Genomic DNA, 20,031 nt, shown 5'->3' with positions numbered 1-20,031 from the left:
TCGCAGGCAAGCCAGCTCCCACACTGACTGTGCCCGCATTGGATCGGTGTTGCTTAGATGCCCTGTGGTGTCTCTTCGCCGCCCAGTGCCTCGACCAACGCCGGCAGGAAATCGCCGAAGGTCAGCATCATCAAGGTAAAGCTGGCATCCAGTTGGCCCAGAGCTTCATCGCCGCCGTCCTGTTCCGCCTGGTCTTGCAGCAGGTCTTCGAACTTCAGGCGCTTGACTGTCATTTTGTCGTCGAGCATGAAGGACAACTTGTCCTGCCACGCCAGGGACAGTTGGGTCACGACCTTGCCGGTGGTCAGGTGCAGTTGGATCTCTTCGCTGGTCAGGTCCTGGCGTTTGCAGCGCACGATGCCGCCGTCTTCGTGGGTGTCGCGCAGTTCGCATTCGTCGAGGACGAAGAAGTCATCAGCCGGTTTCTGGGTGGTGACCCAGTCAGTCATGATTGCAGTTGGTGCGGTTTTTACCGTCAGAGGGCGGACGGGCAGGGTGCCGATCACTTCACGCAGGGTCGACAGCAGGTCTTCGGCACGCTTGGGGCTGGCCGAGTTGACCAGGATCAGGCCCTGTTTCGGCGCGATTGCAGCGAAGGTCGACGAGCGACGGATAAAGGCACGCGGCAGGAAGGCCTGGATGATTTCATCCTTGATCTGGTCGCGCTCCTTCTTGTAGACCTTGCGCATTTGCTCGGCTTCGATCTCTTCGACTTTCTCTTTAAGTGCATCACGCACCACGCTACCCGGCAGGATGCGTTCTTCCTTGCGGGCGGCGATCAGCAGGAAATCGCCGCTGACGTGAACGAGGGGGGCGTCTTCACCTTTACCAAAAGGCGCGACAAAACCGTAAGTGGTCAACTCCTGGCTTGCACAAGGGCGCGCCAGCTTGGTGGCCATGGCCGCTTCCAACGCCTCGGCATCAACAGGCAGATCTTGGGTCAGGCGATAGATAAGCAGGTTCTTGAACCACATGGGGTGAGTCTCTCCTCTATACAAAGGGAGGCATTATTCTCTTGATCACGCCGCAGGCCAACCCTGCCTAAGCCATTGGAAGGGCTGAAAAAAAAGATTTAAGAAAGTGCTTGCCAGACATGGGGTCGCTCCGTAGAATGCGCGCCACACCGAAACGAAGGGTGATTAGCTCAGCTGGGAGAGCATCTGCCTTACAAGCAGAGGGTCGGCGGTTCGATCCCGTCATCACCCACCATTCGCTTCATGTGTTACGCGCAGCGGTAGTTCAGTCGGTTAGAATACCGGCCTGTCACGCCGGGGGTCGCGGGTTCGAGTCCCGTCCGCTGCGCCATATTCGGTCACCTGGAATGCTGAACGCCAGGTAACCAAAGAAAGCCCGCTCATTGAGCGGGTTTTTTTCTGTCCGAAATATGGCAAAAAATCGTGCGCTAAACTTTTTTTAAATAAATTGCATTTAAATCAAGACATTACGATTTTTTGGTGTATGATGCGCCCACACCGAAACGAAGGGTGATTAGCTCAGCTGGGAGAGCATCTGCCTTACAAGCAGAGGGTCGGCGGTTCGATCCCGTCATCACCCACCATTCGCTTCAAGTGTTACGCGCAGCGGTAGTTCAGTCGGTTAGAATACCGGCCTGTCACGCCGGGGGTCGCGGGTTCGAGTCCCGTCCGCTGCGCCATATTCGGTCACCTGGAATACTGAACGCCAGGTAGCCAAAAGAAACCCGCTCATTGAGCGGGTTTTTTTTCGCCTGCGATTTAACGCGCCTTACGGTGCGTTGCGGCTGTGGCGGTAATCGCTGACGGCCTCGTACACCGCTTTGCGCAGCCGGTTGATGCCACCGATGGGGCGGTGCGCTTCCAGCCCGAACCAGGGGTTGAACGACTGGTTATCGCACGCCAGGTTCTGCGCCGGCGTGTCGAAGTCCTGGGCGGGAATCCTGACCTTGGCCACGGTTTCATACGGCGCGTCGCTTTCCTTCCATTCGATGCTGGTGTCTTCGATCGGCATAAACGCCTGCGGGTTTTGCCGCTGGATCTGCAGCACAAAACACGCATCTACACGATCGGTGGACAGTTGCTGGTTGAGCGCGCTGCGCAGGAAGTTGGGCAGGTCCTGGTTCTGTTTGGGCAATACATAATCCGGGCAGCTTTGCGGGTCTGGCGCGACGCGAAACTTGGCGTTGGCCGCGCCAAACTTGTAGGGCGACACTGAAAAGTAAGTCGTCTGCGTCGGGCTGGCCGGTGCGGGCGCCAGGGTTGCCAGGGCGATAAACAAGTGACGCACTTGCCAACTGCGCGGGTCGAGCTTGGGAAAGAACGCCAGGACCTTCTTGCCATCCGCTTGCGCACCGATGTTCTGCGCGTATTCCGCGACATCGCTGACAAAGAAGTTCGGGTGGCTGAACATCACGAAATCCTGTTCGGTGCGCGCTTGCTGGTCGGCCATCAGTTGCTTGCCCGGCACATCCAACAGCTTGATGGCCATGCCGCGGGCATCGCGGATGCTGTCGAATTGCGGATAAGCGTTGCCGTTGGACAGGCGCATCGTCGCCTGCCAGGTCTTGCCCGGCTCGGCAAACACACCCTGGCGCAAGGCCGGGTCGAGATCTGCCAGAACGCTGACCTCGGCTTTCACGCACCCATGGGCCTTGGCATGGGCATCACGCAGGTAGCGAGTGCCTTCGCGATGCTGATCAACGATGCGCACGGCGGTCTGGATGATGCCTTGGGTCATCGCCGCTTCACCCGGCGGGATCTGTTCCTTCACCGACACCGGGCCCCTGTGCTGCCAGGCGAACCAGGCCGTGGCCAACACCCACCCCAGCAGGCCCAGGCCCAGCAGCCACAGCAGGGTTTTGCCAACAAAGGCGCCAAGGCGTAGCCAGAGACGAGCAAGCATGGAGCGGTCCTTGTTTTGCGAGCGGATAATCATGGCAGTTGTTGCTCCAGCGGGCCGCCCAGCACCTTGAGGTATTCGAGCAGCGCCCAGCGCTCCTGCGGCAGCAGGCCACGGCCGATCACGCCATTACCACGTTCGCCGGCACGGAATTCGTGGCCGCTGTTGTGGTTGCCGGTGATTCTGGTATCGAACAGGAAGGCATTCTTGAAGGCGATGGTCTCAAACCCCAGGTGACGCGGGTCGTAGTTGAAGGTGCCTTTATAGAAGGTAGTGCTGCGTTCGTCCTGGGGCGAGAGCAGTTGGTAGATCGTCGGCACCGAACCGTTGTGCAGGAACGGTGGGGTGGCCCATACGCCGGCCAGTGGCCGCGCCTTGTAGGCACGCAATTCGCGCACGCCGATGGGCAGGCCGAACCCGTCCAGGCCTGGGCGCTCGGCCGCGGTAACGCCGGCCGCACGGTAGGCATGCTCTTCGACGAAGGCGGTGACATAGGCCAAACCCTGGGCCACCGACATTTTTTTCAGGTCCAGCGGCGCGGTGGGGGTGGGGTGCAGTTCGACATTGAGCCGGGCCAGTTCGGCCGGGTCCCATTGCAACGCGCTGAGGTCATAGCGTTGGTCGGCAATGTTGTTGGCCGTGCCGGGGTCGGTGCCGATGTAGTTCACCGGCAGCATTTTCAACTGCTGCACCGGACGGCCGTTTTCTTGGGTGACGGTGGGTAGGTGGCAGCCGGCGCAGTTCTCGGCAAAGAGTGCGCGACCCTGGGCGGCGAGGGGCTTGTCGATGGCACCGAACAAGTCTTGCGGCCAGGTCGGCGGTTTGAGCCGTTGCAGGGTTTCTTCGATCAGGTGCAGGTCGCGCACCCGTACGCTGGACGGGTAGCGGGCATCGCCTTTGAGCGGTTGCCCGGCAGTGTCGAAGAACGTCAGGGTCGCGCCTACGCCAAGGGCTTCGCCGATGTTGCGCGCCATGGGCTGTTGGGCCGAGCCATTCCACTGCACCCAGTCGAAGGTCCAGATATCCCACAACTGCGGGTAGTCCACCGGCGCATTGGCGACGCGATAATTGTCTGGGGAAATAGCGTCGCCAAAACTGGCGTTGGCGATGCGCCCAAAGGCGTCAGTGCGGCCCGGGCCTTCTTCGGTGGGGTAAAGGCCGCGGTGGGTGTCATTCCAGGCAACCTTGAGGAACTGGTTCAGCGATTGCTTGAAGTCCTTGCGCAGTTGATCGCGCTGGGCGTCGTACTGATCCCCCAGGACCTTGTGGGCAAAGCGCTCGAACTTCCATGGGTTGTAATAGGTAGCGGCCAGGCTGGCGACCAGGGCCTGGCCGAAACTGCCGCCACGCAACGTGGGAACGCTGGAGGGCAGTACGTGTTGCGCCGAGCCGCCGTCGATACGCAGGGCCTGACCCTTGAAGTGCAATTCGCCGGTGTGGCAGGCCGCACAGGTGATATCCAGGTACTGAGCCTTGCTGTCGGCATTCTGGTGCCGGGCGAACCCTACCGGCAGGTTGCCAGGATTTTGCGCGGTGGGCACCTGTTTGGGATCGACCAGGAAGCCAAAGCGCGCCAGGTACTGCGGCGCGGCAAAGCGTTGCTCGGAGAACGGCAGCTCCAGGGCGGTGAACCAGTCGTAGTGCAGGCCTTTTACTTGAGTGCCCTGGGGCGTGAAGTAGTAGGTCTGGCGGTCGGCAGCACTCCATTGCTCCTGATAGTGCACCTGTTTCACGGGCACGTAATCCGGCAGCTTGGGGTTGAGGGTGTAATAGAGCACCACGGCCAGGATCAGGCCCAGTGCGATCAGTATCAGGAGTAAAACTCGGGAAAAAATGCGCAAGATAACTATCCTTGTCGAATTGTCGCGTTGTTATGCCACTGCGCCACAGGTGCGGCAAGTAGCGATTAGCCTGCTGGCAGGCGGTCCCGCGATCCGTCGCGGTGGCCCATGATAAATGGAAATGCTTTTAAACACGTGAACTTATCAGAAGTTTCCTGCTCACATGCCGGTAGCAATTGGTCGGGGCCGCCTGATAAGCTCGCGACTTTATTCGAATGTCCTTTTGGCGCATGAACAAGGAAATAGCATGAAACAGCATCGGTTGGCGGCGGCGGTGGCCCTGGTTAGCCTGGTACTTGCGGGTTGTGATTCGCAAACCAGCGTAGAGCTGAAAACCCCGGCGCAAAAAGCTTCCTACGGCATCGGCCTGAACATGGGCAAGAGCCTTGCCCAAGAAGGCATGGATGACCTGGACTCCAAAGCGGTAGCCCAAGGCATTGAAGATGCTGTCGGCAAGAAAGAGCAGAAGCTCAAAGATGACGAACTGGTTGAAGCCTTCGCCGCGCTGCAAAAGCGTGCCGAAGAGCGCATGACCAAAATGAGCGAAGAGTCGGCAGCTGCCGGCAAGAAATTCCTCGAAGACAACGCCAAGAAAGACGGCGTCGTCACCACCGCTTCCGGTCTGCAGTACAAGATCGTGAAGAAGGCCGATGGCGCACAGCCAAAGCCGACCGACGTAGTGACTGTTCACTACACCGGCAAGCTCACCAACGGCACTACCTTTGACAGCTCTGTAGATCGTGGTAGCCCGATCGACCTGCCGGTCAGCGGCGTGATCCCGGGTTGGGTCGAAGGCTTGCAACTGATGCATGTTGGCGAGAAGGTCGAGTTGTACATCCCGTCCGACCTGGCCTACGGCGCCCAGAGCCCGAGCCCGGCGATCCCGGCCAACTCCGTGTTGGTATTCGACCTGGAGCTGCTGGCCATCAAGGACCCAGCCAAGGCAGAAGCAGCAGACGCACCTGCTGCACCAGCCGCCAAGAAGTAATCGGCGCCTGAACACACAACGCCCCGTCTCGACGGGGCGTTGTTGTTTTCGGGGTTGTATCAACGGATGCAAAAAATTTCTGTGGGAGCTGGCTTGTCGGGTCGCCGCATCGCTGTGATGACCGCCAGACGCTCAGCACTCCAAATGTGGGAGCTGGCTTGCCTGCGATGACGGCCTGCCAGCCTACACCTACTAACTGACACACCACGATCAACCTGTGGGCGGGCTTGCTCGCGAAGGCGGCCTGGCAATCAACACAGTTGGATTGTGTACATATCCATTGCTGCGGTAACGGCCACATAGGGTTCCGCCCTGACGGCGGCTCACTTTGCAAGAGCGGCAAAGTAAGCAAAACGCTCTTGCCCCACCACTCGGCACCTCGCTCAGGCTCGGTGTGCCCGTAATCCGCCAGTGATTTGGGGGGCCGCCGCCACGCGCCATCCATGGCGCGGGGCGGCTAAACCGGCATCCCTGCCGGTTTACCCCCCAAATCCCTGTCGAATTCCGGCCAGCGTGGTTTAACGGGGCGCCTAAGATCAAAAGCAGATCAAGATCAAGAGCGGCTCGCTTCGCATCGTGGTTAGCGTTGGCTGCTACAGCCTGTAAAGTTGTGTTGATGCGTAAGGCAATCGCAGGCAAGCCAACTCCCACATTTGGAGCCGGGGGTGTCTGGGAGATAGGCATCGGCTGGCAGGCTGCCACGTCGTACCGGGTCGTGTAGATGTCTATGGCTATCGCACGCCAGCCAGCCCCTACGTTGAAGCCTCTGCAAATCCAAACGAACGTCCGCAACCGGACACAGTCTGATATAAGACTCGAGCACGGGTAGCCGCACATACATGCCAAGTCAATGAATTCTTGGGTTTTTTTTATGTGCGCAAAAAACGCCCGATCTGACTGTAGGCCTTGTAGTCCGTGGCTTTCAGCCGATAAAACAGGCTCTGTTCACAAGGTTATCCACAATTTGTGTGGATAACCTTTTATGTCGCCTGGAACTGGAGTGCCCTATGAAACCACCGTTCAATTTCACCCGTTTCCTGCCTATGGCCGCACGCTTGCTCGGTCGGGGGCGTTTGCCAACCTTGCTGTTTGCCGTCGCTGCCAAAGGTTCAAGCCAAGGCAATCGGCTCGGCCAGCTCAAGGATGATCTCAAGTTACTGCAGGCCCTGTGCCTGGCTTACTGGCGCGGCGAATACCGAGCGATCAGCCCCAAGGCGCTGATCTCGGTAGTAGCGGGGCTGATGTACTTTCTCAGCCCCATTGATGCAATCCCGGACTTTATCCCGATGTTCGGCATGCTTGACGACATCGCCGTGCTGGCATGGGTCATGAAGACCCTGAGCGGCGAACTGAGCGCCTTTCGTGCGTGGCGCGATACGCAACGCCCGGAAAAACTCGCGGTGGTTGAGCGCCTGCCAGCGACGCCTGAGCTGCTAGCCCGGGAAAACCCACAAAAAAACTAATGTTGCCCGGTATCCCCTGCGACCTTTGTGGCTGTTAGGATTACACTTCTAAGGAAAGAGCTTACTTAGTAAGTGTTTTTATCCTACGGGGCAGTCATGGATATTCAGATCATTTCACGCGATGGCGCACCCGAATACGCGGTGTTGCCATGGGACCAGTACCAGGCGCTGCTAAAAGCTGCCGGTCAGCAGCAACCTACACCCGCTTCTTCCCCTGCCGCCTCTACCGCCATTGATCAGGACCTGCGCCCGCTCGCAGCCCTGCGCGGCCTGCGTGAAGCCAAGGGGCTGGCTATCGAGACCCTGGCACGCACAGTGGGGATCAGCCCCTCATACCTTGGATTGATTGAAAGTGGTGAACGCCAGCCGGATGCCGCCATTCGCCGCAGCCTGGCTTGGGAATTGGGCGTAGCAGGTTGGAGGGATGAGTCTTGAGCCTACGTATTAGCCGTCAACACTGGGATGGGTTGCTCAACGAACTGGATCAGGCGCGGCGCCAGCGCCATTTGCTCACGTACCGTGCACTGCTTGAGCGCCTGCAATTCCCCACGCCGGCCATGCAGACCCTGGCGGCGGCCCTGGAGCACCTGGCGGCACTGGATGCCAAGGCCGAGCAGCCGCTGCGCAGTTCCCTGGTGATCAGCCAGGGCGCCAGCCGCCTGCCGCGCACCGGTTTTTTCGAATGTGTGGAGCGCCTGGGGCGGTTCAGCGGGCCTTCTGACGGCGTGGCCGCCGCGTCCTGGCATGCTTCCGAAGTGGTGCGGGTGTTCGAGTACGAGTACCCGGAGTCCGCCGAGGCTTAGAATGCGACGGCAAGGATGTTGTTATCGTCCTACCGCTTGGTTCAGTGTCTGGCCTGTGATCCGAATTCGTAACGGGCCGACATTTTGATGTTAGGAAGTCGTTCTAGGCAGATGATGTTTGTCGGGCGGCCCGCCCGTTCATATCTTGTATTGTTGTATTTGCTGCCGAGGAGTGGTTTAAAGTTGGCTTCTATAATGAAGCCAACTGTAATGAGTATTAAAGGTCAGAATTTAGGGAAGGTGCCGTGCGGCAAAAAGTATTTTTCTATTAGGGTGGTATATGCACGGTGGGATCCATAGATGTCCTCCATGCTTTTTCGAGTTACCTCCGTAACTACAACATCATCTCTATCGTCACGAAAGCCTTCCGTGCATTTGTCAAATATCGTGTCGATATCTGCATGGTGAGCAATTATGCAAGAGTTGTTTATTCCAGCATAATCGGGGGTTTTTCCATTAAGATTGTCGACATTTTCATGGAATTTAGTAAAGTTCTTATTGCTCTTTCCTCGATCTAGATAGACATGGTAAATAAACTTTTCCATGATGTTTCCTTAAAGTTGAATTGATTTTTATGCGTGATTTGAGCGCGCAATCACTTCCTTGAGTAAGGTGCAGTCTGCGCAGATGTAGTATTATTGGGTGGGCGCGTTAGCTCAATACAGGAGTGTTTATTTGCTTTACCATGGCGGCAATTTTATACGCAAGATCTCCACCAGCCCCGGGCCCTTGGAATACTACCGATCCTGTCGTTTCATAGACATTTAAAATCAATTGATCGGGGAACGTATATTTAAGCTGCCCATTAGGTTTGGATTCCAGATGGTGCTCAATAGTTGATAGGTAAGACCTTAGAACAGATACGTGATTACAAATCATTGATGGGACAGTCATATTTATCCTTAAATTTTACTGACGTAAGTATATGGGGTGATGGCGCAAGGCTATCACTCCGTTCGACATTACCTCTTTCGAGGGCATTCGGCAACAGTCTCAGCGCGCCACTGCGCCACCCTGAGTTTTTGTAAAGGGAATTGCCATAACTGTTGAATGTTGACCGATTTTTGCTCAGTCTGCGAAGGCAAGGGTCGGGCAGTGGAGTCCAACTCCGTCCGCATTAGTACTCAATCCAATGGTCATTCCAGTATTGATCTTTCTGAGGTCTCGTTGATTACGCCCAGTATTTGCGAGGTTGATCGAAATCTGCCGAGGTCTAAAGCGCTGGGGTATACATGTCCATGCTGTCGATCACGTGGATGCTGTAGCCCGCCACATCCTTGGCTTGGTGCTTGGCTTGTGACGCCAGTTCTGCCAACTGGCTGGCATCGAGTTGTGCGCAGGCCTGAGGATACAAGTGCACTACACCGATGGACAGCGACAGCAACGCAAACTCCTGGCGCACGCCCTGGCGATTGAGGGCCACGAAGCACCCAGCCTCCAGATGTTCAGCGCGGTAGAAGCGTCGGCATTGGGTGTGGAAATCGTCCAGCAGTTGGTTGAGCCGCTTGCGCCAGTCCTGCGGGCCCAGCACCAGCAGAAAATCATCGCCGCCAATGTGCCCGACAAAGTCGCGGCTGGGGTCTACCCGGTCGTTGAGGCACTGCGCCAGGCACAGCAGCACTTCATCCCCGCGCCCGTAGCCGTAGATGTCGTTGAACGGTTTGAAACTGTCGATATCCACATAGCAGATCACCGACTCGCGCTGTTGCTGCAGCAGCCGGGTGAGGCATTGCTGGATCGGCACATTGCCAGGCAACAAGGTCAACGGGTTGGCGTAGCGGGCCTGCTGGATTTTCAGCTCCGTGATCAACTTGAGCACGTCGATGACCCGACCCAGCCCCAGGTAATCACCGTTCAGGGTGATGATGAAATCCTCTTCGATGCGTTGCCGTGCGCGGCTGGTCAATAAGCGGCTGACCTGCTGCAAGGACTGGCTCAGTTCCACCGCCAAAAAGTCATCGCTCATCAAGCGGCTGATGGGTTTACGTGCAAACAGATCGGTCGCGAACGGCTTGAGCAACGCGTCCGACAACGAGTGCCGGTGCACAATGCCGACCGGGCAACCGCGGCCGTCCAATACCGCCAGCGAGTTGAGGTTGGCCTGGCGGCGGAACGATTCCAGCACTTGGGCGGTGGCGGTGTCTTGATCCACGGCGGGCTGCTCATTGAGCAGGGCGCTCAAGTCACTGCCTTCGTCATTGAGGGCCAGCGTGGCGTTATCCGGCTTGGGCAGCATCAGGCGCGCTTCCTGCGGCGGCTTTTCCTGAGGGCGGCAGAGCAGGTAGCCCTGGACCAGGTCGACGCCCATCTCCGTCAACACCGCCAGTTCTTCCGGCAACTCGATGCCCTCGGCAATCACTTGGGCGCGGGACGCCCTGGCGATCTGCAGGATCGAGCCGACAAACTCGCGCTTGAGGGCGTCCTGGTGAATGCCGTCGATAAAGTGCCGGTCGATCTTCACGTAGTCCGGGCGCAGTTCGGACCACAACCGCAAGCTGGAATAACCGGCGCCCAAGTCATCCAGTGCGATGGCAAAGCCCATGTCGCGGTAGTGGTGCAAGGCAGTTTGCAACAGCGCGAAATCGTCGGTGGGTGCCTGCTCGGTTAGCTCGATTACCACCTGGCTGGGAGAAATGCCGAAGTCGCGTAACAGTTGCAGGGTGCGCCCTGGCTGATGTGCGTTCTCCATCAAGGATTCGGGCGAGATATTGAGGAACAGCTTGCCGGGCAGTTTCTGCTCGCTGAAGCGCCGGCATGCACTCTCTCGACACGCCATGTCCAATTCGCTCAGGCGCCCTGCGTGGCTGGCCACCGAGAACAGTGCGACGGGGGAGTGCAGCGGGCTGTTGGACGGGCCACGACTGAGGGCTTCATAACCGAGGATACGCCGCTCCGACAGGCAAATGATCGGTTGGAACAGGCTGTGCAAACTGCCTTGAGCCAGGATTGAGCCCAATGCATTCAGCTGTTCGGTCATGGTCATGGCGGTCTCGATCAAAAAAAAGGACCGCAGGCGTAAACCTGCGGTCCTTTTATTTCACGACAGAATGATGTCTATATGATGACACTCCGAGGAGCGATCACATTAAATCGCCATCATTTACTGCTTGGCCACCTGCTTGGTGATTTTCAGGTAATCCAGCAGGATCCGGCCAGTCTCGGCCAAGTAAGCGTCGTCTTCCGGCTTGGTTTTATCCGCCTCGGTCGGCAGCGCGTCTTCATCTTCTTTCTTCAGCTCTTTGAGCGGGTCTTCACCCTTGGCCTTGCGGCGGGTGTTTTCCAGCACCAGTTGCTGATTCTCGATGCTGGAGTGCTGTGCACGGCGATCCGCTTCGTTGAGGCTGACGGTCTTCTCTTCCATCAGCTTCTTGGCCAGGGCCAGCTTGTCGCGAATAAACACGAACTCGGCGTCCTTGGCAGAGCGGGTGTCATGGTCAGCCTTCAACTGAGCCAGGAAGGGCTTGAACGGATCCGACGCCGGCTTGATCGCAGGGCGGATGGTGTCCCACGGCATGGCTTCAGGCAGGGCGCTTTCGCCGATTTCCTTGGTGTCGATGATCGAAGGGAAATCGATATCCGGCAGTACGCCTTGATGCTGGGTGCTCTGCCCGGATACCCGGTAGAACTTGGCCAGTGTCAGCTTGAGCTCGCCATGGTTCAGCGGTTGGATGGTCTGCACGGTGCCTTTGCCGAAGGTCTGGCCGCCGATGATCAGTGCGCGGTGGTAGTCCTGCATGGCGCCGGCGAAAATCTCCGAGGCCGAGGCCGAGAGACGGTTGACCAGCAGCGCCATCGGCCCTTTGTAGAAGGCACCCGGGTTCTCGTCTTCGAGCACGTCGACACGGCCGTCAGCGTTGCGTACCAATACGGTCGGGCCCTTGTCGATAAACAGGCTGGTCAGCTCGGTAGCTTCCTGCAGGGAGCCGCCGCCGTTGTTGCGCAGGTCGATGACCACGCCGTCGACTTTCTCTTTCTGCAGTTCTGTCAGGATTTTCTTCACGTCGCGGGTGGTGGACTTGTAGTCCGGATCACCGGCACGGAACGCCTTGAAGTCCAGATAGAAGGCCGGGATCTCGATCACGCCCAGCTTGTAGTCCTTGCCATCCTGCTTGAGGTTGAGGACTTTCTTCTGCACGGCCTGGTCTTCGAGCTTCACCGCTTCACGGGTGATGGACACGATCTTGCTGGTCTGGTCGTTCGGTGCATTGGTGTGCGGAATCACTTCCAGGCGCACCACGCTGCCTTTAGGCCCACGGATCAGCTTGACCACTTCGTCCAGGCGCCAGCCGACCACATCGACCATCTCTTTGTCGGCCTGGGCCACGCCGATGATCTTGTCGGCCGGTGCCACTTGCTTGGTTTTGTCAGCAGGGCCTGCCGGCACCAGACGTACGATCTTCACCTGGTCATTGTCGCTTTGCAGGACGGCACCGATGCCTTCCAGGGACAGACTCATATTGATATCGAAATTTTCCGCGTTATCTGGCGACAGATAATTGGTGTGCGGGTCGTAGGACATCGCAAAGGTGTTGATGTAGGCCTGGAAGATATCCTCGGCACGGGTCTGGTCCAGGCGTGCCAGCTGGTTCTTGTAGCGCTTGGTCAGCAGTTCTTGAATGGCCTTGGGTTCTTTGCCAGCGATCTTCAAGCGCAGCACTTCGTCCTTGACGCGTTTGCGCCACAGGTCGTCCAGGGCTGCGGTGCTGGTCAGCCAAGGGGCGTCCTTGCGGTCTACCAGAAGGGTTTCTTTCTGGGTGAAATCGAGTTTGTCGACGCCCTTGTTCAGCTCACCCAACGCGAAGTCCAGACGCGCTTTGACGCGGTCCAGGTAACGCTTGTAGATGGTGAAGCCGGGTTGCAGGTCGCCGCTCTTGAGGAAGTCGTCGAATTGGGTCTTCCACTTGTCGAACTCAGCGATATCGCTGGCCAGGAAGTAGCTGCGCGAGGGGTCCAGCAGCTTGAGGTAGCTGTCGTAGATGATCACCGAGCGAGCGTCGTCCAGCGGCGGCTTGCTGTAGTGATGGCGCTTGAGCAACTCGACGACGTTAAGGCTGGCAATCACCTCATCGCGATCAGGCTGAAGGTTGTCCCAGCTATTGGCTGCGAACGTATTGGTCGACATCGACGCGAAGCCGAGACCAATGAAAAAAGCGAGGGCGGTGCTGGGGAACAGATGCTTCATGCTGATTCGACGCGGGGGCAATTGATAACGCATATTAGGCCGTCTTTGAGGGAGCCGGTTCCATATGGTCCGGTCGCATAATGCAAAAAGCCCGGCGCTACAGCACCGGGCTCAGTCCAGACTCACTATGGAGGCACTGTGAAAGCATTGCAAGGCGTTGACGGTGATGTGGGGGGCTAGAACAACCTCGTCCTACGTCCGGTGTAGTCCATATTGCCAATAGCCTGACCGAATCCTAGATTGAAATGCAGTCAGTGTGGGAGCTGGCTTGCCTGCGATAGCGGTGCAACAGTGAAGAATTCTTCATCTGGCGCACCGCTGTCGCAGGCAAGCCAGCTCCCACAGGTTGATGTCTATTAATTCAGGTCCAGTGGTGGATCGGCCAGCCGGCCTGTTCGGCATGGGCGCGCAACACCGGGTCCGGGTTCACTACCTGCGGGTGATCCACCTTGAGCAACAGCGGTAAATCATTGCGCGAGTCCGAATAGAAATAGGCACCTTCAAGGGTTTCGCCTTCCTGCTCCAGCCATTCCAGCAACCGCGTGATCTTGCCTTCACGGTAAGTCAGTACACCCTCTGTCTTGCCGTCGTATACCCCATGGCTGACGCTCAGGTTAATCCCCAGCACTTCCTCGATACCGATACGCGCAGCAATCGGCGTGACCAGGTGAGTGCCCGAAGCGGAAATCACCAGGATCCGGTCACCGTTCGCGCGGTGGCGGGCGATGGTCTTGGTGGCGTCGCTGTAGATCAGCGGCTCGATCACGTCCTCGACCCACGGCTCCACCAGGTGCTCGATTTCTTCCGGGGTTCGGCCGATCATCGGCTCCAGGCTGAAATCCATGAAATCTTCCATCAACAGCTTGCCCTGGCTGTAGGCATCCATCAGCTCGTTGTTCCTGCGCATGAATGACTCAGGGTCTACCCAGCCGAGGCGGCCCATCTGTTCGCTCCACAGCGTGGCGCAGTCGCCGTGGATCAAGGTGTCGTCCAGATCAAAAATTACCAATGCCATCGGTGATGCTCTCTCTCAATAGGTCGCTGCCTGTCAGGCTACTTCACACAGTGCGCTGGGGTCGATGGAAAGTGCCAGGCGTTGGCCGTCCGGATGCAGGTCGTCGGCCGAACGATTGAGCACGTCCACCACCAGCTCGACACCACGGGCTTCGATGCGGTAGCGAATCACGTTACCCAGCAGGCTGTGGCTACGCACCAACGCATCGAGCTCGCCGCTGCGGCTCAACTCGATGGCCTCGGGGCGAATCGCGATGCGCCCGCTGATCGGTCGCTGCAGCAGTTGGCTGGCCTTGTCGGCATCGAGCAGGTTGTAGTTGCCGATAAACCCAGCAGCGAACACATCCACCGGCGCGGTATAGAGGGTTTCGGCATCGCCGCTCTGCACGATCTTGCCCTGGTTCATCAAGAAGATGCGGTCGGACATGGTCAGGGCTTCTTCCTGGTCATGGGTCACGAAGATCGTGGTCAACCCCAGTTCGCGCTGGATCTGGCGGATCTGTTCGCGCAAATGCTTGCGAATCCGTGCATCCAATGCCGACAGCGGTTCATCGAGCAACAGCAGGCGCGGGCGGGTCACCAGGGAGCGGGCGAGGGCGACGCGCTGGCACTGACCACCGGACATCTGGTGCGGATAGCGGCCGGCCAGGTCCTTGAGCTCCACCAGTTGCAGTACTTCTTGCACGCGCTTGTGGCTGTCGTCGGCGTTGACCTTTTGCATGCGCAGGCCGAAGGCAACGTTCTGTTCCACAGTCATGTTGGGGAACAACGCGTAGCTCTGGAACACCATGCCGATCTGGCGCTTCTGTGGGCTCAGGGGCACGATGTCCTGGCCATCCAGGAGGATTTGGCCACTGTCCACCGGCGTAAGCCCGGCGATGCAGCGCAGCAAAGTGGATTTGCCGCAACCGGACGGGCCGAGCAGGGTGACGAACTCGCCTTTGGCGACCTCGCAATTGATATCGCTGAACACCGGGGTGCCGGCGTAGCCTTTTTGCAGGTGTTGGACGCTGACGAAGCTCATTGGCTTTTGTCCTTGTTCAAGAGAGTGGCGGCCCAGGTCAGTACCAGCACGAAGAAGAAATAAGAGATCACCACGGCGCTGGTGAAATGGCCACTGCTGTTGCGCATGTTGTTGAGGTACACCTGCAGGGTTTCGTAGCGGGTGCCGACGAGGATGTTGGCGAACACGAACTCGCCGAACAGGAACGAGAACGACAGCAGCAGCGCCACCATCAGGCCCTTGCGCAGGTTGGGCAGCACCACCAGGATCGCGGCCTGCCAGGTGCTGGCGCCGAGCAGTTGCGAAGCGTCCATCAGGTCGCGCAGGTTGATGGCTTGCAGGTTGTTGGTGATCGCGCGGTACATGAACGGCAGCGCGACGGTGAAGTAGCAGCCGATCAAAATCCACGGCGTGCCCACCATCGCCAGCGGCCCGGAACCGTACAGTTGCAGCAGACCCACCGAGGACACCACCGGCGGCACCGCAAAGGGCAGCAGGATCAGGATGTTCATCAGCGCGTCGAGCTTGGGAAAGTGGTAATGCACCACGAACAGCAGCGGCAAGATCAACACCACCGAGAGGATAAGTGCGCCCACGCACACCAGCAACGATTGCCCGAAGGCCATCAGAAAGCGCGGGTCGCTCCACAGCTGTACATACCATTTCACGCTGAAGCCGGCGGGCAGGATGGTTGCCGACCAACTGCTGGAAATCGAGTAGACAAAAGTGCCCACCAAAGGCAGCACCAGGATCAGGAACAACAGGTACACCACCACTCGATGGTAGAGGGAGGCCGTACTGGCTTCAGCGCGAGACATGGTAGCTCCTCTTGAGCAGCAGTTGATGCACCACCGTGACCACGGTCATCAGCGCCACCAGCACCACGGCCAGGGCGCTGGCCATGTTCGGGTCCAGCGACACATCGCCGGAGACCAGGCCGGCAATGCGAATTGGCAGCACGTTGAAGTTGCCGGTAGTAAGCGCATAGACCGTGGCGTAGGCGCCCAGGGCATTGGCCAGCAGGATCACAAAGGTGCCGAGCAGGGCCGGGGTGAGCACCGGCAGGCCGATATGGCGCCAGAACTGCCAGCCATTCGCACCGAGTAGCGCGGCAGATTCGCGCCAGTCTTCGCGCAATGCGTCAAAGGCCGGGTAGAGCAACAGTACGCCGAGGGGGATCTGGAAATAGGTATAAAGGATGATCAAGCCGGTTTTCGAGTACAGGTTGAAGTCCTCAATGATCCCGGCCTGCTTGAGCATGAGGGTGATACTGCCGTTGAACCCCAGCAGGATGATGAACGCGAAGGCCAGGGGTACGCCGGCGAAGTTGCTGGTCATGTTGGCGAACGCGGTGACGAAGTTGCGCAGCGGCGAATCCACTCGGCGCAGTGAGTAGCTGCCCAGGGTGGCGATGATGATGCCGAAGATGCTGGAGTAGAAACTGATCTCCAGGCTGAACTGGATGGCCTGCCGGTAGAACTTCGAGGTGAAGATGCGGGTGAAGTTTTCCAGGCTCCAGCCGGCCTCTTCGGTTTGCAGGCTGCTGATCAGCACCCACACCAGTGGCGCGATCTCGAACACGATAAAGAACAGTGCGAAGGGCAGCAGGCACAGCAGGGCCAGCCATTTGCCGCGGGTCAATGCATTCACTTGAGCAGCTCCCGGCACACAGGTTTGTCGTGGGGCACGCCGAGCAGCTCGCAGACGGTACCGCACAGGTCGGTCTGTTTCGGCGCAGCGTCGGTGTCCAGGCTGAAGGCGTCACCGATGACAAACAGTGGCACTTCCCGTTCTTCGCGCAACAGGCCGTTGTGGGAGCGGTCGTTGTTCATGCCATGGTCGGCGGTGACCAGTATCTGGTAACCGGCGTCGAGCCAGCCTTGCAGGTAGTCGGCCAGGATAATGTCGGCCGAGCGTGCGCTGTTGCGGTATTGCGCGGTGTCGAGGCCATGCTTGTGGCCGGCGTCGTCGATGTTCATCGGGTGCACCAGCAAAAAGTTTGGCGCGTGCTTGAGCCGCAGGCTTTCGGCGTCGGCGAACAGGTGGGAATCGGGGTAGTGGTCATTCCAGTAGAAATGCCCGTGCTGGATCGCCAGCGCCTTGTCGTCGGTGTGACGATCGCGGGCGGCGAGAAAGGGCGTGCGGTTATACAACTCGCTGACCCAGTGGTAAGCCGCCGCAGCGGTGCTCAAGCCGGCGTCGGTGGCGTAATGGAAAATGCTGCGCTGGGTGGACAGGCGCGAGACGTTGTTGTGCACGACACCGCTTTGGATCGGCGGCACGCCGGTGAGGATGCATTCATACAACGGGCGGGACAGGGCAGGCAGTTCACATTCCAGTGTGTAGAGGGCTGCGCGTCCTGCGCCGACGTAGGCCTGCAAGTGCCCCATGGCGTGCCGGGCAACCTCGAAGTTGAGGCCGTCGAGCACCACAAGGATGACAGTGTGCTTCATGGGGGCTGGGGCTCCGCAACAGAGGGTATGGCTCAGTATCAACTTGGGATGGGATCAAATGTGGGAGCTGGCTTGTTGTGGCGAGCAACTTTGCTTGCGCTGGGGTGCGGAGCACCCCCAAAAAGCCGGCTCCAGCTACGCTGTCGAGCGGGAGCAAGCTCCCTCGCCACAGCAAGCCAGCTCCCACACTGACCGCCTTTGGATCAGAGAGACCGATTACTTCATTTCTACGATGACTTGCTCGTTCCACATCTGTGGCAGCTTCTTGGACGTCGCTTCCCACGCATCGGCATCCTTGATCGGCTGCGGGTTGGCCTTGGTGTACTGCTCGCCCGGGATCAGGTTTTTGGCAACATCCGCCGGCAGTTTCAAGTCGGTTTCAGCCCGGATCGGACGCGCATTGCCGCGTGCCAGGTTGAGCTGGCCGGCATCGCTGAAGATGTATTCGCGGGTGAGCTTGGCGGCGTTCGGGTGCTTGGCGTATTTGTTGATGATGGTGGTGTAGCCGGATTTCACCGAGCCATCCGAGGGGATCAGCACCACGTAGTCATCCGGGTTGGCCATCTTGGCCTTGTAGCTCAGGCCGTTGAAGTCCCAGACGAGGCCCACTTCGACTTCGCCTTTTTCCATGGTGGCGATGGTCGGGTTGGACAGCGAGAGCCGACCTTGCTGGGCGATCTTGGTGAAAAATTGCAGGCCCGGCGCGATGTTTTTCTCGTCACCCTTGTTGGCGATGGCTGCGGCGAGTACTGCGTTCGAAGCCTGGGCGGCGGTGCTCACGTCACCCACCGAGACCTTGTATTTACCGGTTTGCAGGTCAGCCCAGGTGGTGGGCACTTCGGAGCCGTGCAGCAGCTTCTTGTTGACGATAAAGGCGATGGTGCCGGTGTAGGCCAGGGCCCAGTGACCGTCCTTGTCTTTTGCCCAATCCGGCACCTGCGCCCAGGTGGACGGTTTGTACGGCTGGGTGACTTCCTGTTTCACCGCGATCGGGCCGAAGGCTGCGCCCACGTCACCGATATCGGCGCTGGCGTTGTCTTTTTCGGCTTTGAACTTGGCGATTTCCTGGGCCGAGCTCATGTCGGTGTCGATGTGCTTGAGGCCGTAGGTCTTGGCCAGGTCTTCCCAGGTGCCTTTCCAGTTGGCCCAGTCATCGGGCATGCCGACGCTGTTGACGGCGCCTTCCGCTTTGGCGGCGGCTTCCAAGGTTTTTAGATCGGTATCAGCAGCCATGGCGGCGGTGCACATGGCAATGGTCGAGCCTAACAGTGATGCCAGGAAAAGCTGTTTCATCCGAAGCTCCTTTGGGCGTTTTCAACGCGGCGTTTTATCTGAACGTTAGCGGTGGTTTGGTCTAGGTCAGCAATACCTGAGCCAATCTAGGCCCCCTGGATGACAGTTTCATGTCGATGTCGTTTTTGAAGCGCTGATGTCGCTCAGCTCCGACTTAGCGTAGACCATGCCCAAGTGCCCGTAGGCCCGGGACTTGGCCGATGTATTGCAGGGGGTGGTAGAGGCAGTCGACAGCCTTTGTCATCTGTCGGTCATGTGGAGTGCCTAGGCTGGCACACAGCCGCAGAAGCCCAGATAGAGCGCGTTTTGTGCACCTGAACGGTGCTGGTCTAGTCCAGATAGGTAACGTTGATGCGTGATGAGGCAATCAAGGCGGTAACCTCCATCGGCCTGGCGCTGCAAGAGCAGATCGACCATGGCCTGTTGCCGCCTGCCAGCAAACTGCCCGCCGAACGCAAGCTCAGCGAGTTGTTTGGTACCACTCGGATTACCGTGCGGGAAGCCTTGTTACAGCTTGAGGCCCAAGGGCAGATTTACCGCGAAGAGCGTCGGGGCTGGTTCGTCTCGCCGCCACGGCTGGCCTATAACCTGATGCAGCGCAGCCATTTTCACGCGATGGTCAGCGACCAGGGGCGTGAGGCTTCCACGCAGGTCATCTCAGCACGCTTGCAACCGGCGTCGGCGGCAGTGTGCGCGTGGTTGCAGTTGCCGGCGTTGTCGAGCGTGATCCAGATTTGCCGGGGGCGCAGGATTGACGGGCGCCTGGTGTTGTATGTGGAGCACTATCTGAACCCGCAGTATTTTCCGGGAATCCTGGCGTGTGATTTGAATCAGTCGATGACTGAGCTGTATGCCAGCAAATATGACTTGCACTACGGGCGGGTGCGCTTCGAGATTGTGCCGACCTCACTGCCGGTGGAAGCGGCCGCTGCGCTGCGGGTCTCGGTAGGCAGCCCGGGCTTGCGCATCGCCCGGGTCAATTACGACCAGCATCAACGCCTGATCGACTGTGACCTGGAGTTCTGGCGGCATGATGCGATTCATGTGGGTGTGGATGTGGTGTAGCGGCTGGTGCACCGCGAACCCATGTGGGAGCTGGCTTGCCTGCGATGCGGAC

The 20,031-nt window shown here is 58.7% G+C and carries 17 protein-coding genes and 4 tRNA genes; 9 read left to right on the top strand and 12 right to left on the bottom strand.

Annotated features, from left to right (window positions below):
- Positions 1-53: 53 nt before the first annotated feature.
- Positions 54-974 carry a recombination-associated protein RdgC gene (gene rdgC / locus HBO10_RS00210; protein ID WP_020301078.1) on the bottom strand — a complete coding sequence of 307 codons (921 nt, stop codon included), beginning with the start codon at positions 972-974 and terminating at the stop codon, positions 54-56.
- 159 nt (positions 975-1,133) lie between these two features.
- Between rdgC and HBO10_RS00205 the strand changes: the two genes are divergently transcribed.
- From HBO10_RS00205 to HBO10_RS00190, 4 genes are all read left to right on the top strand, one after another.
- Positions 1,134-1,209, top strand: a tRNA-Val gene (locus tag HBO10_RS00205).
- A gap of 19 nt (positions 1,210-1,228) precedes the next feature.
- Positions 1,229-1,305: transfer RNA gene (locus HBO10_RS00200), tRNA-Asp, on the top strand.
- A gap of 177 nt (positions 1,306-1,482) precedes the next feature.
- Positions 1,483-1,558: transfer RNA gene (locus HBO10_RS00195), tRNA-Val, on the top strand.
- Positions 1,559-1,577: 19 nt separating this feature from the next.
- Positions 1,578-1,654: transfer RNA gene (locus tag HBO10_RS00190), tRNA-Asp, on the top strand.
- An 89-nt stretch (positions 1,655-1,743) separates the two neighbouring features.
- On the opposite strand, the gene HBO10_RS00185 is transcribed toward HBO10_RS00190, so the two are convergent.
- Together HBO10_RS00185 and HBO10_RS00180 are read right to left on the bottom strand one after the other, a co-directional pair.
- Positions 1,744-2,877: a catalase family protein gene (locus HBO10_RS00185; RefSeq protein ID WP_032901960.1), complete on the bottom strand. Its 1,134-nt coding sequence runs from the start codon at positions 2,875-2,877 to the stop codon at positions 1,744-1,746.
- Positions 2,878-2,906: 29 nt separating this feature from the next.
- Entirely contained in the window at positions 2,907-4,715 is a 1,809-nt protein-coding gene (locus HBO10_RS00180) for a di-heme-cytochrome C peroxidase (protein ID WP_034127236.1), read from the bottom strand.
- 247 nt (positions 4,716-4,962) lie between these two features.
- Between HBO10_RS00180 and HBO10_RS00175 the strand changes: the two genes are divergently transcribed.
- From HBO10_RS00175 to HBO10_RS00160, 4 genes are all read left to right on the top strand, one after another.
- Positions 4,963-5,703, top strand: coding sequence for an FKBP-type peptidyl-prolyl cis-trans isomerase (locus HBO10_RS00175; RefSeq protein ID WP_003190133.1), 741 nt, complete (start codon positions 4,963-4,965; stop codon positions 5,701-5,703).
- Between the two features lie 1,007 nt (positions 5,704-6,710).
- Positions 6,711-7,166 carry a YkvA family protein gene (locus HBO10_RS00170; protein ID WP_034127237.1) on the top strand — a complete coding sequence of 152 codons (456 nt, stop codon included), beginning with the start codon at positions 6,711-6,713 and terminating at the stop codon, positions 7,164-7,166.
- A 96-nt stretch (positions 7,167-7,262) separates the two neighbouring features.
- Complete coding sequence (locus HBO10_RS00165; protein ID WP_034127238.1) at positions 7,263-7,601, top strand: helix-turn-helix transcriptional regulator; 339 nt, start codon at positions 7,263-7,265, stop codon at positions 7,599-7,601.
- Positions 7,598-7,969 carry a hypothetical protein gene (locus HBO10_RS00160; protein ID WP_005786715.1) on the top strand — a complete coding sequence of 124 codons (372 nt, stop codon included), beginning with the start codon at positions 7,598-7,600 and terminating at the stop codon, positions 7,967-7,969. Before HBO10_RS00165 ends, HBO10_RS00160 begins: the two co-directional genes overlap by 4 nt.
- Before the next feature lie 224 nt (positions 7,970-8,193).
- On the opposite strand, the gene HBO10_RS00155 is transcribed toward HBO10_RS00160, so the two are convergent.
- The 9 genes from HBO10_RS00155 to HBO10_RS00115 all read right to left on the bottom strand — a co-directional run bounded on the left by HBO10_RS00155 (position 8,194) and on the right by HBO10_RS00115 (position 18,914).
- Positions 8,194-8,514 (bottom strand): hypothetical protein, encoded by a 321-nt coding sequence (locus tag HBO10_RS00155; protein WP_034127239.1) that lies wholly within the window; start codon positions 8,512-8,514, stop codon positions 8,194-8,196.
- A 668-nt stretch (positions 8,515-9,182) separates the two neighbouring features.
- Positions 9,183-10,952, bottom strand: coding sequence for a bifunctional diguanylate cyclase/phosphodiesterase (locus tag HBO10_RS00150; RefSeq protein ID WP_034127240.1), 1,770 nt, complete (start codon positions 10,950-10,952; stop codon positions 9,183-9,185).
- A 117-nt stretch (positions 10,953-11,069) separates the two neighbouring features.
- Positions 11,070-13,151 (bottom strand): carboxy terminal-processing peptidase, encoded by a 2,082-nt coding sequence (locus tag HBO10_RS00145; RefSeq protein ID WP_223816873.1) that lies wholly within the window; start codon positions 13,149-13,151, stop codon positions 11,070-11,072.
- A gap of 361 nt (positions 13,152-13,512) precedes the next feature.
- Positions 13,513-14,166, bottom strand: coding sequence for an HAD family hydrolase (locus HBO10_RS00140; protein ID WP_034127241.1), 654 nt, complete (start codon positions 14,164-14,166; stop codon positions 13,513-13,515).
- Between the two features lie 33 nt (positions 14,167-14,199).
- Positions 14,200-15,189 carry an ABC transporter ATP-binding protein gene (locus tag HBO10_RS00135; protein ID WP_034127242.1) on the bottom strand — a complete coding sequence of 330 codons (990 nt, stop codon included), beginning with the start codon at positions 15,187-15,189 and terminating at the stop codon, positions 14,200-14,202.
- Positions 15,186-15,986: an ABC transporter permease gene (locus HBO10_RS00130; RefSeq protein WP_034127243.1), complete on the bottom strand. Its 801-nt coding sequence runs from the start codon at positions 15,984-15,986 to the stop codon at positions 15,186-15,188. Before HBO10_RS00130 ends, HBO10_RS00135 begins: the two co-directional genes overlap by 4 nt.
- The gene (locus HBO10_RS00125; RefSeq protein ID WP_003190145.1) at positions 15,973-16,818 is read right to left on the bottom strand and encodes an ABC transporter permease subunit; all 846 of its coding nucleotides are present in this window, start codon (positions 16,816-16,818) and stop codon (positions 15,973-15,975) included. The genes HBO10_RS00130 and HBO10_RS00125 overlap by 14 nt, the downstream gene beginning before the upstream one ends.
- Positions 16,815-17,621, bottom strand: a complete 807-nt coding sequence (locus HBO10_RS00120; RefSeq protein WP_034127244.1) for an alkaline phosphatase family protein — start codon at positions 17,619-17,621, stop codon at positions 16,815-16,817. The genes HBO10_RS00125 and HBO10_RS00120 overlap by 4 nt, the downstream gene beginning before the upstream one ends.
- A 216-nt stretch (positions 17,622-17,837) precedes the next feature.
- Complete coding sequence (locus tag HBO10_RS00115; protein WP_003190150.1) at positions 17,838-18,914, bottom strand: ABC transporter substrate-binding protein; 1,077 nt, start codon at positions 18,912-18,914, stop codon at positions 17,838-17,840.
- A gap of 351 nt (positions 18,915-19,265) precedes the next feature.
- Between HBO10_RS00115 and HBO10_RS00110 the strand changes: the two genes are divergently transcribed.
- The gene (locus HBO10_RS00110) at positions 19,266-19,979 is read left to right on the top strand and encodes a UTRA domain-containing protein (protein ID WP_003190151.1); all 714 of its coding nucleotides are present in this window, start codon (positions 19,266-19,268) and stop codon (positions 19,977-19,979) included.
- The last annotated feature ends 52 nt before the right edge of the window (positions 19,980-20,031 follow it).

This window comes from Pseudomonas sp. WS 5503, assembly GCF_012985385.1.
Taxonomy (GTDB): domain Bacteria; phylum Pseudomonadota; class Gammaproteobacteria; order Pseudomonadales; family Pseudomonadaceae; genus Aquipseudomonas; species Aquipseudomonas paracarnis.
Note: the sequence above shows the minus strand (reverse complement) of the source record. Positions and strands in the feature narration are given on the sequence as shown.

Coding starts and splice junctions, on each gene's coding strand:
- rdgC (WP_020301078.1), bottom strand. CDS start 974: ATGTGGTTCAAGAACCTGCTTATCTATCGCCTGACCCAAGATCTGCCT.
- HBO10_RS00185 (WP_032901960.1), bottom strand. CDS start 2,877: ATGCTTGCTCGTCTCTGGCTACGCCTTGGCGCCTTTGTTGGCAAAACC.
- HBO10_RS00175 (WP_003190133.1), top strand. CDS start 4,963: ATGAAACAGCATCGGTTGGCGGCGGCGGTGGCCCTGGTTAGCCTGGTA.
- HBO10_RS00170 (WP_034127237.1), top strand. CDS start 6,711: ATGAAACCACCGTTCAATTTCACCCGTTTCCTGCCTATGGCCGCACGC.
- HBO10_RS00165 (WP_034127238.1), top strand. CDS start 7,263: ATGGATATTCAGATCATTTCACGCGATGGCGCACCCGAATACGCGGTG.
- HBO10_RS00155 (WP_034127239.1), bottom strand. CDS start 8,514: ATGGAAAAGTTTATTTACCATGTCTATCTAGATCGAGGAAAGAGCAAT.
- HBO10_RS00150 (WP_034127240.1), bottom strand. CDS start 10,952: ATGACCATGACCGAACAGCTGAATGCATTGGGCTCAATCCTGGCTCAA.
- HBO10_RS00145 (WP_223816873.1), bottom strand. CDS start 13,151: ATGAAGCATCTGTTCCCCAGCACCGCCCTCGCTTTTTTCATTGGTCTC.
- HBO10_RS00140 (WP_034127241.1), bottom strand. CDS start 14,166: ATGGCATTGGTAATTTTTGATCTGGACGACACCTTGATCCACGGCGAC.
- HBO10_RS00135 (WP_034127242.1), bottom strand. CDS start 15,189: ATGAGCTTCGTCAGCGTCCAACACCTGCAAAAAGGCTACGCCGGCACC.
- HBO10_RS00130 (WP_034127243.1), bottom strand. CDS start 15,986: ATGTCTCGCGCTGAAGCCAGTACGGCCTCCCTCTACCATCGAGTGGTG.
- HBO10_RS00120 (WP_034127244.1), bottom strand. CDS start 17,621: ATGAAGCACACTGTCATCCTTGTGGTGCTCGACGGCCTCAACTTCGAG.
- HBO10_RS00115 (WP_003190150.1), bottom strand. CDS start 18,914: ATGAAACAGCTTTTCCTGGCATCACTGTTAGGCTCGACCATTGCCATG.
- HBO10_RS00110 (WP_003190151.1), top strand. CDS start 19,266: ATGCGTGATGAGGCAATCAAGGCGGTAACCTCCATCGGCCTGGCGCTG.